The 12,923-nt window shown below is 67.1% G+C and carries 9 protein-coding genes; 1 reads left to right on the top strand and 8 read right to left on the bottom strand.

All coding sequences use genetic code 11. The features are described from left to right. Positions 1-105 precede the first annotated feature (105 nt). The 6 genes from ACT6UX_RS24865 to ACT6UX_RS24840 form a co-directional block, all read right to left on the bottom strand. Complete coding sequence (locus ACT6UX_RS24865) at positions 106-1,479, bottom strand: FAD/NAD(P)-binding protein (RefSeq protein ID WP_444777839.1); 1,374 nt, start codon at positions 1,477-1,479, stop codon at positions 106-108. Between the two features lie 58 nt (positions 1,480-1,537). Next, a complete protein-coding gene (locus ACT6UX_RS24860) occupies positions 1,538-3,208 on the bottom strand; it encodes a dipeptide ABC transporter ATP-binding protein (protein ID WP_444777838.1) in 1,671 nt (556 codons plus the stop codon). Further along, entirely contained in the window at positions 3,205-4,071 is an 867-nt protein-coding gene (locus ACT6UX_RS24855) for an ABC transporter permease (RefSeq protein ID WP_444777837.1), read from the bottom strand. Before ACT6UX_RS24855 ends, ACT6UX_RS24860 begins: the two co-directional genes overlap by 4 nt. Beyond that, positions 4,068-5,093 (bottom strand): ABC transporter permease, encoded by a 1,026-nt coding sequence (locus tag ACT6UX_RS24850; RefSeq protein ID WP_444777836.1) that lies wholly within the window; start codon positions 5,091-5,093, stop codon positions 4,068-4,070. Before ACT6UX_RS24850 ends, ACT6UX_RS24855 begins: the two co-directional genes overlap by 4 nt. 4 nt (positions 5,094-5,097) lie before the next feature. Next, positions 5,098-6,705: an ABC transporter substrate-binding protein gene (locus ACT6UX_RS24845; RefSeq protein ID WP_444777835.1), complete on the bottom strand. Its 1,608-nt coding sequence runs from the start codon at positions 6,703-6,705 to the stop codon at positions 5,098-5,100. A gap of 182 nt (positions 6,706-6,887) precedes the next feature. Next, positions 6,888-8,126, bottom strand: a complete 1,239-nt coding sequence (locus ACT6UX_RS24840; RefSeq protein WP_444777834.1) for a Zn-dependent hydrolase — start codon at positions 8,124-8,126, stop codon at positions 6,888-6,890. Between the two features lie 85 nt (positions 8,127-8,211). On the opposite strand from ACT6UX_RS24840, the gene ACT6UX_RS24835 reads away from it, so the two are divergent. After that, entirely contained in the window at positions 8,212-9,789 is a 1,578-nt protein-coding gene (locus ACT6UX_RS24835; protein ID WP_444777841.1) for a GMC family oxidoreductase, read from the top strand. Here ACT6UX_RS24835 and ACT6UX_RS24830 read toward each other — a convergent pair. Next, on the bottom strand, positions 9,786-10,196 hold the full coding sequence (locus ACT6UX_RS24830; protein WP_444777833.1) for a hypothetical protein: 411 nt from the start codon (positions 10,194-10,196) through the stop codon (positions 9,786-9,788). The genes ACT6UX_RS24835 and ACT6UX_RS24830 overlap by 4 nt on opposite strands. 50 nt (positions 10,197-10,246) lie before the next feature. Further along, positions 10,247-12,898 carry an aminopeptidase N gene (pepN, locus tag ACT6UX_RS24825; RefSeq protein ID WP_444777832.1) on the bottom strand — a complete coding sequence of 884 codons (2,652 nt, stop codon included), beginning with the start codon at positions 12,896-12,898 and terminating at the stop codon, positions 10,247-10,249. Positions 12,899-12,923 lie beyond the last annotated feature (25 nt).

Raw genomic sequence — 12,923 nt, 5'->3', positions numbered from 1 at the left:
GATGGGCATGAAACGCGGTGCTCGTACCCATGCTTCGAGACGCGCTCCTGCGGAGCGCTCCTCAGCATGAGGTGGGGTGACGTGATTCCATTGGGTCCAAGAACTCTACGCTCTCGTCAGCCGGCTCCGGTCCAGTTCGACCTGCTTGACGTCGTAGGCCAGCAGCGATGCCCAGTGCCGCTGCAGGTCGCCCGCGAACAGGCCGCGCGTCACGCCGGCCGCGACCTTCGGCACGGCCGCGGTCATGGCGTTGATGCTGCTGCCCGACGGTCCGAAGCTCAGGGTCGAGCCGATGCCGAAGACATGGATGTCGGCGAGCCACGGCGCCTCGCCCGGCACACGCTCGAGCAGGCAATAGTCGGGACCGAGATAGGGATAGGCCGCGAGCAGCGGATCCTCCTCGCCGGGCGGCGGCGTGTAGCGGTCCCGCCACAGCGCGATCTTGTCGGCGAACGAGGCGAGTTCCGGGCGCCGCGCCACATCCTGGCGGATCCCGGTGCCGCAGATCGCATAGTCGGCCAGGAACGGCCCGCGCGGCGTGTCGATGCGGATACGGTCGCCCTCCATCCGCGCATCGGTCCACGGCCGGTCGACCTGCATCGTGAAGTCGGGAAAGGCGATGACCCGCTTGTAGGTGTCGGTCGGAAAGCCTTCGCGGGCGTTGAGGATGTTGCCCATGATCCGCCAGCGCCATTCGTCCGGCATCTCGCCGATATGCTTCAGGAAACCCGCGAAGGTGAGCCAACGATAGCGTTGCACCACCGACGGCTCGGCGCGGCGGCAGAAGAGATGCACCGTGGCGCCGTGCTCCAGCGCCACGGCGGCATTGTCCATGGCCGAGGCGCCGGCACCCAACACCGCGACCGTGCGGCCGCGCAGGCGCTCGAAGTCGATCATCTCGCAGCTATGGGCGCGGCGGTCCTGCGGCAGGGCCCGCACGAAGTCGGGCATCCACCATTCGCCCGTCCCGTCCTGGCCGGTCGCCAGCACCAGCTTGCGCGCCGCCAGCACTTCGCCTGTCGACAGCGCCACCAGCAGGCAGCTGCCACCATCGTCGAGCCGGCCGGGCGCGATCGCCGTGGCGGCCACGTCGTTGCGCACGGGAATGTCGAGCACGCGGCGATACCATTGCAGGTAGTCATGCCAGGCCTTGCTCGGAATGAGGTGCAGGCCGGCGAAGCTGCCGGGACCCTGGACCGCATCGTACCAGGCCTCGAAGGTGAGGCTCGCCATGCCGAGGTCGGGACCGGTCTGGTCCTTGGGGCTGCGCAGGGTCGGCATGCGGGCGAAGGTGACCCACGGCCCCTCCCGGCCCGCCGGCGCGCGATCGATCAGGAGGATGTTGCGCACCCGGTCGCGCATCAGCGCGAAGCCGATGCAGAGCCCCGATTGACCGGCACCGACGATCAACACGTCGAGCGCCGGCTTGCCTTGATACAGGCGCGGCACCATCCAGTCGGTGCGCGGATGTGCCGTCATTTCGAGGTCCCGCTTTACCCGGGCCTCTAGGGAAGAGAGATCGCCTGCCGTCATGACATCAAGCCGTTCTCAAAAGCTCTGTGCGCTGCGGATCGAAGTAGGGCACGGCGTCGAGCAGCGTGCGCGTGTAGGACGCCTGAGGCCGCTGGAACACCTCTTGGCTGCGTCCCGCCTCCACGACCTGTCCGGCCTGCAGCACGACGAGATCGTCGCACAGCATGCGCACGACGTTGAGATCGTGGCTGACGAACAGCAGGCCGATCCCGTCCTCCCGCCGCAGCCGGTCGAGCAGTTGCAGGATCACCGCCTGGACCGACACGTCGAGTGCCGCCGTCGGCTCGTCCAGCACAAGCAGGCGTGGTCGCGGCGCGACGGCGCGCGCAATGCCGACCCGCGCCTTCTGGCCGCCCGAAAGCTGGTGCGGGAAGCGCTGCAACAGGTCCATCGGCAGGCCCGCCCGCGCGGCGGCCTCCCGTACACGCGTCTGCAGCGCCGCCCCGTCACGCAGCCCTTCGAGTCGGCGCAGCGGATAGGCGATGCTGTCGAACGCCGTGTGCCGCGGGTTGAGACTGTCGTTGGGATCCTGGAACACGATCTGGATGTCGCGACGCCGCGGCGACCGATGGAATTCGCGGGCGGGCACGCGCGCGATCGATTCGCCGTCGAACACGATGTCGCCGTCGTCCGGATCGATCAGGCGGCAGATCAGGCGCGACAGCGTGCTCTTGCCCGACCCCGATTCCCCGACCAGCCCCAGCGCGCCGCCCTGCGGGATCTTGAAGGACACGTCGTCGACGGCGCGCGTCGGCCCGCCGAACGACTTCACGACGTTCACCAGTTCGAGGAGCGGCGGCGTGCCCGGCCCCTGCTCGCGCGGCACCGTGACGACCGGCGCCGCGTCACGCGCCAGACCGGGCGGTGCCAGGTCGGCCAGGGTCGAGCGCCGGGTCGGCGAGGCCGCCACCAGCCGCCTCGTATAGGGATGGGCCGGCGCCTCGAACAGCGCCACGGTCTCGCCCTGCTCGACCACGCGGCCCGCCTCCATCACCGCGATGCGGTCGCACCAGCGCGCGGCCAGCCCGAGATCGTGCGTGATGAGGATCATGGCCATGCCGCGCTCCGCCTGGATGCGGGCCAGCAGCTCCATCACCGTCTGCTGCGTGGTGACGTCGAGGCCCGTCGTCGGTTCGTCGGCGATCAAAAGCACCGGCTCACAGGCGATGGCCATGGCGATCATGATCCGCTGGCACATGCCGCCCGACAGTTCGTGCGGATAGGCACCGAGCCTTGCCTCGGGATCGCGGATCAGCACGGCGCGCAGCAGGTCGAGCGCCTGCGCCCGCGCATTGGCGCGCGACAGCTTGCCGTGAGCGGCCAGCACGTCGACGATCTGCTGCTCCACCGTGCGGATCGGGTTCAGCGCCGCGCGCGGGTTCTGGAAGATCATCGACAGGGCCGAGCCGCGCAGCCGCCGCAGATCGGCGTGCCCGGCATGGGTGATGTCGCGGCCCTCGAAGAGCACGCGCCCCCCCGTGATCTTGCCGGCCCGATCAAGCAGCCGCATGACGGCGAGCGAGGTCACGGACTTGCCCGAGCCGCTTTCGCCCACGATGCCCAGCGTCTCGCCCGCCGCCAGAGCGATGTCGATCCCGTGCAACGCGGTGATGGTGCCGTGGCGGGTCGAGAAGGCAACCTGCAGCTTCTCGACCTGCAGCAGCTGCGCGGTCATGTGCGCATCCGCGGATCGAGGATGTCGCGCAGCCCGTCGCCCAGCAGGTTGAAGCACAGAACCGTCAGCATCAGGGCGAGGCCCGGCATGGCGACCAGCCACCACTTGCCCGTGGTGATGAAGCGCGCGCCTTCGGCGACCATGATCCCCCACTCCGGCGTCGGCGCCGTCACGCCCAGCCCGATGAAGGAGAGGCCGGCCGCATTGAGGATCGCCCAGCCCAGGTTGAGCGAGATCTGCACGGCCATGGCCGGCAGGACATTGGGCAGCAGGACACGCAGCACGACCGAGAGATGGCTGTCGCCGCAGGCGCGCGCCGCCTCGACCCAGCCGGCATTGCGCCGCACGTTCACCTCGGCGCGGGCGAAGCGGATATAGAAAGGCAGGTTGATGACGGCGGTGGCGATGACGATGTTCTCCACCCGGTTGCCCAGCGCAGCGACCATGGCCATCGCCAGCACGAACAGGGGAAAGGCCATCAGCACGTCGACGAAGCGACCGACCCAGCGGTCGAGCCGACCGCCGCGATAGCCGCAGAAGCCGCCGATGACGGCACCGGTGACGAACGACAGGCTGACGGCGGAGATCGCTATCATCAGGTCGATGCGGGCCGCCCAGATGATGCGGCTCAGGATGTCGCGGCCGAGCTGGTCGGTCCCGGCGAGGTGCGCCCATGAGGGCGGCTGCAGCGCCTGCGGCACGTTGGAGGCAACGGGATCGTAAGGCGCCAGGACCGGTGCGAGGATCGCGATCAGGACCAGCAGCAGCGTGCCCGCGGCCGCCAGCGCCGTGACGGGGTTCGAGCGCAACACGTAGACGATGTGGCGGCCGGTCGAGGAGCCATTGAGGGCGAGGTCGCTCATGCGACGGAGACCCGCGGATCGGCGATGCCGTAGAGCACGTCGATCGTGACGTTCACCATCACGAAGATCATCGCCATCAGCAGCACGAAGGCCTGCACCGGCGCGTAGTCGGAGGCGAGCAGCGCGTCGAGCGCATAGGAGGCGACGCCGGGCCAGGAGAAGACCTTCTCGACCAGCACGTTGGCGCCCAGCATGGTCGAGAACACGATGCCGGTGATGGTCAGCACCGGCAGCAGCGCGTTGCGCAGGGCGTAGGCCACGATGATGCGCAGGCGCGACAGACCCATCGCATGGGCGGTGCGGATGAAGTCGCTGCCCAGCACCGCCAGCATCGAGGCCCGCGTCATGCGCGCCAGTGGCGCCAGGACGAACAGCGCCATGGTGCAGGCCGGCAGCAGGAGCTGCGAGAAGGCCGCCCACCATCCTTCCCAATCGCCCTTCAGGGCGAAGTCGATCAGGAAGAAGCCGGTGATGTCGGGCGGCGCCCCGGCGAAGATGTCGATGCGCCCGGTGGGATCGGGCGCCCAGCCCAGCAGGTAGTAGAAGGCGTAGATCAGCAGCAGCCCGGACACGAAGGTCGGCACGCAGACTCCCAGCGTACAGAGCATGCGCACGATATGGTCGATGGCCGTGCCCGGTCTCAGCGCCGCCGCGACACCCATCGGCACCGAGAATAGAAGCGCAATGAAAAGGGCCGTGCAGGTGAGTTCGAGCGAGGCCGGCAGGCGGCGGGTCATGTCCACCACGACGGGCTGCCCCGTGGTCATCGAGCGACCGAGATTGCCGGTGGCGACCTCTCCCAGATAGCGCACGAGTTGGACGGGGATCGGTCGGTCGAGCCCCATGCTGCGGCGCAGTTCCTCGATCTCCTCCTTGCCGGCCGAGGGGCCGGAGGAGAAGAACACCGCCGGGTCGCCCGGCAGCACGCGCATCAGCACGAAGGTGACCACCACCACCCCGAACAGGGCCGGAATCGACGCCAGCAGGCGTCGACCGACCCGGCGCAGGATCGCCGCAAGCACGGTGTCAGACCCGCTTGAGGTCGCGGAAGTCGGCCTGACGGTAGAACTGGTAGGTGTAGCCGTCGACCGACTTGGCCATCACGGCGTCATGGTTGGGCTGCCACAGCATGATCAACGGCGTCTCGGCGTTGAACAGCTCGATCATCTGCTTGCAGCCCTCTTCATACTTGGCCTTGTCGGTCTGGTAGCGGGCCTCGAGCGTCAGATCCTCCATCTTCTTGCTCTTGAAGCTCGCGAAGTTCCAGCGCTGGTCGCGCGTGAAGTAGAGATAGAAGAAGTAATAGGTGTAGGGCAGCCAGGCAGTCGCGCCGTCGGTGAAGAGCGGCATCTTCTTCTCCGACTCGAGCGTGTTGAATTCGGCGTCGGGCTTCTTCTGGATCTCGACCTGGATGCCGATCTTGCCCAGGGCTTCCTTGACCAGCGCCGCCATCGGCTCCGCCGTCGCGGTCTGGCCCGCGGTGAAGGCGAAGGTGGTGGAGAAGCCGTTGGGATGGCCCGCCTCGGCCAGCAGGGCCTTGGCCTTCGCGAGATCGGTCTTGTTGGGAATCGCCTGCGGGAAGCTCGCATCCGGCGGCACAGTGGCCCAGGTGCCGCCGTAGAGCTTGGTGCCGCGGCTGAAGATCGCCGCCTTGAACATGTCCTCGTAGGGCAGCGCCATGGCAACGGCCTGGCGTACCTTGAGATTGTCGAACGGCGCCATCTGCGTGTTCATCGAGATGTGCGTGAAGCCGTTGGTCTGCGGGATCGACACGACCTTGGACTTGGCCGACTTCTCGATGGTCGGCAGATCGCTGGCCGCGAGGTCGATGGAGAGGTCGGCATCGCCGCGCTCGATCAGGTTGGCGCGGGTCGCCGGCTCCGGCACGGTCTGGATGATGATGCGCTTGAAGAAGGGCAGCGCGCCGCCGGCACCGCCGCTCCACTTCTCGTTACGGCGCAGCACGGTGCTCTCACCCGGCTTGTGGCTGTCGATGATGTAGGCGCCGCTGGCCGCCGTGTTCGTCTTCATCCACTCCATCGCCCACGGATCGTCGGCCGTGGCGTGCTTCTTGGCCAGTTTGCTGTTGATCATGATGGCATAGCAGACGCACAGGTTGGCCAGGGCCAGCCGGTCGGGCTTGTCGAGCGTCACCGTCACGGTCTGCGGATCGACGATCTTGAACTGGGCGGCGCTGGTGAGCGAGCCGGTGGTGAACTGCGGTGCAGCCAGCGACTTCGCCGTGACGTGCCTGTCGAGCGACCACTTCACGTCCTCCGCCGTCACGGGCGTACCGTCGTGCCAGGTCGCATCCGGGCGCAGGGTGATGGTGATCAGCTTGCTGTCCGGGCTGATGCTGTAGGACTTGGCAAGTTCGCCGCGGATCGTGTCGGGATCGAATGCCCAGTTCTCGCCCACCTTCTTGCGGCCGAAGCTGAAGAGACGGTCGTAGACGTTCATGCTGAGACCGAACGCCTCGCGCGTGGCGCCCGGCATCGTCGTGTCGAGCGTGTTGATGGTCGCGCCGGTCACGTATCTCAGCGTCTCCGCGCGGCTCTGTGCCGACGCGGGCAATGCCCCACCCGCCAGAAACGCTGCACCCGCCGCACCTTGCAGAAGAACTCGCCGCTTCATGTCGCCACCATTCGCCGGATGAAAGGACGCCGCCCGCTTGTTCACGTCATCAGCCGACTCCGCCACACGCGGTCTCGGCGATGACTGCACCCCCATGCCGGCCCGTCTTTACGGGCCGTGAAACGCGAACAGTCTTTGCGAAATCAACGCAAATCCCATGCCACCGGTGACGCGAAGAGGTCCTAACGATTTGCCCGGGTGACGGCGGCGTTGAGGAGCAGGTTGGCGCCCGGCACCGAGCGCGTGAGTTCGATCGCCTCGTTCACGTTGTGGCTGATGCCCTCGAAGCAGGGCGTGAAGATCATCGCGGTCGGCACCAGCGTCGCCACCGCATAGGCGTCATGCCCGGCCTGGCTCCGCATCTCGCGATAGGGAAGTCCGAGCTCGTTCGCCGTCGACTTCAGCAGCTCGATGCATTCCGGGGCAAACAGCTCGCTGCCCCAGCTCCAGCCCTCAGTGACTTCGATCTCGACATTCGCCTTCGTCCCCGCGGCGGCGATCGCGGCATCGACCTCGGCACGCATCGACTTGAAGCGCTCGGCATCGATATGGCGGAAGTCGATGGTGAGCTTGACCTGCTCGGCATAGGTGCCCGCCAGGTTGGGGAAACTCTCGATGCGGGTCGTCGTGGTGCGGCCCTCGTCGGCGGCATAGGAGAGGCCGATGTCGTTGACCGCCGCGATGACATAGCCGGCGCCGACCAGCGCGTTTCGCCGCTGCGCCATCGGCGTGCCGCCGGCATGCCCGGTATCGCCGTTGATCGTGAGGCGCAGCGCCTGGGTCTTGTAGCCGCCGACCACGATGCCGACATCGCAGCCCTCACGGTCCAGCACCGGCGCCTGTTCGATGTGCAGCTCCAGATAGGAATCGAATTCACGGCCCACGGGGGCAGCGCCGGCATAACCGATCTCATCCAGTGCCTGTTCGACCGTGATGCCGGCATCGTCGGTGGTGGCCAGCACACTCTCCAGGGTGATCACCTTGGCGAAGGCCATCGACCCCATCATCGGCGGATTGAAGCGCGCGCCTTCCTCGTTGGTCCAGCAGATCACCTCGATGCCGCGCTTGGTCTGCAGGCCGCGATCGTTCAGGGTCCGCACGATTTCGAGGCCGCAGAGCACGCCCAGGATGCCGTCATAACGACCGCCGCAGATCTGCGTGTCGAGATGACTCCCGATCGCCACCGGCGGCAGCGACGGGTCGGTGCCCGGCCGGCGCGCGAAGATGTTGCCGAGCCGGTCGATCTCGACGGTGCAGCCCGCTGCCTTCGCCCACTCGACGAACAGGTCGCGCATCTGCTTGTCTTCGGCCGACAGGGCCAGGCGGCGCAGGCCGACGTCGCGGAAGCGACCGATCTCCGCCGACCGTTCGAGACTCTCCCACAGGCGTTCGGGATTGACCTCCAGGACGTTTGCGACCATGCGGCGCTCCTTTTGCGTGCGGCTTTCTGAACGGACGGTGGCATTCTAACCAAGAAGCGTGCCAGCGACTGAAGGCCAGGAAACGATCATGGACGACGATTACGACTACATCATCATCGGCGGCGGCTCGGCCGGTGCGACCCTCGCCGCCCGGCTGAGCGAGGATCCGGCGATCCGGGTCCTGCTGCTCGAAGCCGGCCGCGACTTCCGCACGGCCGAGACGCCGCACCATCTGCGCATTCCCAATCCGCTGCGCGCCATCGGCGACGACAATTACCGTTACCCGAAGCTGCTGGCGCGTCGCACCGAACGGCAGGAGCCCAAGCTGCTGTGGCGCGGCCGGGCGATCGGCGGCAGCTCGACCATCAACGGCCAGATCGCGATCCGTGGCATCCCCGAGGACTTCGAGAACTGGGCCTCCATGGGGGCCGCGGGCTGGGACTGGGAAGCCTGCCTGCCCTATTTCCGCAAGCTCGAAACCGACGTCGATTTCGGCGACGCGCCCTATCACGGCAAGGACGGGCCGCTGCCGGTCTACCGCGCACCAATCGATCAATGGGGCACCGTCGACCGGGCTCTCCGGGAAGCCGCACTCGGCCTCGGCTATCCCTGGTGCGACGACCACAATGCGCCGACCGGCACCGGTGTCGGGCCCTACGCGATCAACAGCCGCGAGGGTCTGCGCATCTCGACCAACGATGGCTATCTCGAGCCGGCGCGCGGCCGCTCCAACCTCACGATCGTCGGCGAGGCCGTCGTCGACACGCTGCAGTTCGAAGGCAACCGGCCGCACGTCAGCGGCGTCCGCGTTCAGGTCGGTGGCGAGGCGCGGCACGTCCGGGCACGGCGCGAGGTCATCCTGTCGGCCGGCGCGATCCATTCGCCGGCGATCCTGCAACGCTCGGGCATCGGCCCGCGAGACTGGCTCGGCGCCCTGGGGATCGAGGTGGTTGCCGACCGGCCGGTCGGCAAGCACCTGCTGGATCACCCGATCCTCGGCCTGATGCTCGAGCTGCGCGACGATGCGCGCGTGAGCACTTTGATGCACCGCCACACCAACTGCTGCCTGCGCTATTCTTCGGAACTGGCAGGGGCTGGCGTGAACGACATGATCATGATCGCCGGCAATCTGCGGCCGGAGGAAGATGGCGGCACCGCGCGCGCACGCCTCGCCGTTTCCGCCTTCGAGGCCTTCAGCGAAGGCACGGTCCGCATCACCACACGCGACGCCGGCATCGATCCGCAGGTCGACGAGCGCATGCTGTCGGATGAGAGCGATCTTTTGCGCATGCGCGACGGTGTGCAGCGGATGCGCGACCTCTGCCTGCAACCCGCCTTCAAGGCGATCTCGACACGGGTCGAGTACGGCACGACGGGACGTTCGATCGAGGATCCGTTCAATGCCGGGGCAATGGACGATTGGATGTTCGCCGAATGCTCCGACGCCCAGCACGCCAGCGGCACCTGTCGTATGGGCGCGGCCGACGATCCGCTTTCGGTCGTCGATCCGGAATGCCGCGTGATCGGCTGCTCGGGGTTGCGGGTGATCGACGCGTCGATCATGCCGACCGTCGTGCGCGCCAACACGCATTTCACGACGGTCATGATCGCAGAGAAGATGGCGGACGCGCTGAAGCGCACTCGCCCACCGGATGCCGCCTAACCGCGGAGATCCTTCGCGCGCGCCTTGCTGATGGCGTCAGCGCAGTTCTGGCCCTTGAGCGGCGCCCGGATCTTCCAGCACATCGTCTCGTCATCTCGAACGATGCCGGAATTGCAGTAGTAGACGTCCTTCCTCTTCTGCAGCCAGACCCCCCCGGGAACGGCCGCCTTGATCTCGTAGCCGTCGGCCAGCAGGTCCCACGTCGCGACGCCCGGCTTTTCCTGATGCTGCGACGCGCAGGTCCCTTCCCCGGCGGCGACAACCGGCCGGGGCGTCGCCGCATACTGCGCCTCGGCACGCGCCACGGCCGAATCGCCATACAGGAACATCTGCGCGACGCCATAGGCCGCGATCACGAGGATGGCCGCGGCCACGCCCGACACGACGAGCTTCTTATTCATTGCCATGTTTTATTCTTGCACCCGAAAGGCAACCTTTCAACCGACCTTGGCCGGCATCACGCCAGACTCTTGGAGGCGATCTCGAACACGTCTCGCGACAGGCCGGGAGTCGCCACGATGCGCTGGAGTTCGCGTGTCATCAGTGCCTGCCGCCCCTTGTCGTAGCGCCGCCACGATCCGAGAGGGCCAAGCAGCCGTGCCGCAATCTGCGGATTGAGCTTGTCGGTCGCAAGCACCTGGTCGGCCAGGAAGCGGTAGCCGCCACCCGCGACCTCGTGGAACTGCACCGGGTTGCCCGATGCAAAGGCGCCGACCAGCGAATAAACGCGGTTGGGATTCCGGCGGTCGTAGGACGGATGATCGACGAGCCGCTTCACGCGTTCGAGTGTCCCCTCGGTCGGAGTCCGCGCCTGGATGCCGAACCATTTGTCGAGCACCAAAGGTTCGTCCTTCCAGCGTTCGTAGAAGGAGGCGAGCGCCGCTTCACCCTCGGCGCCACCCAATTCGGCGAGCACTGTGAGGCCGGCGATCGCCTCGGTCATGTTGCCCGCACTCTCGAAATAGGCCACGGCCCGCTGCCGCGCCGCGTCTCCCCTGTCGGTGGAGAGATACTGGAGCGCGGTGCTGCGAAGCCGCCGGCGTCCCACCTCGTCCGGCGTGAAGCGATACGGGCCGGTGGCATGAGCCGCGTCGTAGGCGGAGGACCAGCGATCGGCGAGCCGGTCGGACAGGACCGAACGGACGCGCTGCTGCGCCGCCCACAGCCCCTCGATGTCGATCTCCGGCATGAGCTCGCCGAGAAAAGCGAGGCCCGGCAGGGTGACTGCGTCGGCGATGAAGGAGCGATCGAGCCGCTGGTCGTCCAGCGTACGGCGGATGGCATCGACGTAATGGTCCGGCACCTCCATGGGCTTGCCGGCCTTGCGTGCTTCCACGAGGTGCAGGAGCAGCCGGGCGCCGAGTTGCTGGCCGGCTTCCCAGCGCGCGAACGGATCGCCGTCATGCGCCATCAGGAACGTCAGCTCGTCGTCGGAGCGCGGCGCCTCGAGCTTCACCGGCGCGGAGAATCCGCGCAGCAGCGAGGCGACCGGCTTCTCCGGCACCTCCTCGAACACGAAAACGTCGCGCGCACGGCGCACGTCGAGCACGCGCGTGGTGCCGCCGGCGGTCGTCTCGCCGGCGAGCCTGAGCGGGAGGTCACGCCCGGCGCCATCGAGCAGGCCGACGGAAAGCGGAATGTGCATCGGCTTCTTGTCGGGCTGGCCCGGCGTGGGCCGCAGGCCCTGGCCGACCGTCAGCGTGTAGCGCCGGGCCGCGGCATCGTAGCTGCCCTCGACCTTGAGGTCCGGCGTTCCGGCCTGGGCGTACCAGAGCCGGAACTGCGTGAGGTCGACGCCCGACGCGTCTTCCATCGCGTTGGCGAAGTTGTCGCAGGTCACGGCCTGGCCATCATGGCGCTCGAAGTAGAGATCGATGCCCTTGCGGTAGCGCTCCGGTCCCAGCAGCGTGTGCATCATCCGCACAACTTCCGCGCCCTTCTGATAGACGGTCGCGGTGTAGAAATTGTTGATCTCGATATAGGAGTCCGGCCGCACCGGATGGGCCATCGGCCCGGCATCCTCGGGGAACTGGCCGGCACGCAAGCGGCGGACATCGTCGATGCGCGCATCGGCGGCCGATCCCATGTCGGCCGAGAACTGCTGGTCGCGAAAGACGGTCAGCCCTTCCTTGAGCGAGAGCTGGAACCAGTCGCGGCAGGTAACCCGGTTGCCGGTCCAGTTGTGGAAATATTCGTGGGCGATGACGGCCTCGATCGAGTGATAGTCGAGATCCGTCGCGGTGTCGGGATTGGCGAGCACGAGCTTGGAGTTGAAGACGTTCAGCCCCTTGTTCTCCATCGCGCCCATGTTGAAGTCGTCGATGGCGACGATCATGAACGTGTCGAGATCGTATTCGAGCCCGTAGACGTCCTCGTCCCACTTCATCGACTTCTTCAGCGATTCCATCGCATGGTCGCAACGCCCGACGTCGCCGGGACGCACATAGATGCGCAAGGTCACTTCGCGGCCGGAGCGGGTCGTGAACCGGTCCTCGAGACAGTCGAGGCGTCCCGCAACGAGGGCGAAGAGATAGGACGGCTTGGGGAACGGATCTTCCCACGTGGCGAAGTGCCGGCCGTCATCCAGAGTCCCGCTGTCGACCAGGTTGCCGTTGGACAACAACACCGGTGCCAGCGTCCGGTCGGCCACGATGCGCGTCGTGTAGCGGGCCATCACGTCGGGACGGTCGAGGAAATAGGTGATGCGGCGGAAGCCCTCGGCCTCGCACTGGGTGCAGAAAAGGTCGCGCGATTTGTAGAGCCCGGTCAGTTCGGTATTGTCCTGGGGGCGCAGCCGCGTCGTGATCTCCAGGGTGAACGCATCCGGCACGCCCCGGATCGCGAGTGTCTCTGGCGTCGTCTCGTGCGAAGCGGGCTTACCGTCGAGAAGGACCGACACGAGTTCCATCTTCTTGCCGTCGAGCATCAGATCGGGGGGCTTCGTTGCTGCCGCCGGATTGCGTCGCACGCCCAGTCGCGCGACGACGACGGTCGTCTCCTGCTCGAGTTCGACATCGAGATCGACCGTGTCGATCAGGAACGGCGGCGGCGTGTAATCGGCCCGGTGAATCGCCCGGGGCGTGGCGGTCATGTCCTTGCTGATATCCATGGTTCCTCAATACGACAGCCGCGCC

The organism is Reyranella sp., from assembly GCF_052439685.1.
Classification (GTDB): domain Bacteria; phylum Pseudomonadota; class Alphaproteobacteria; order Reyranellales; family Reyranellaceae; genus Reyranella.
This window is presented reverse-complemented; position numbering and strand designations above follow the sequence as displayed.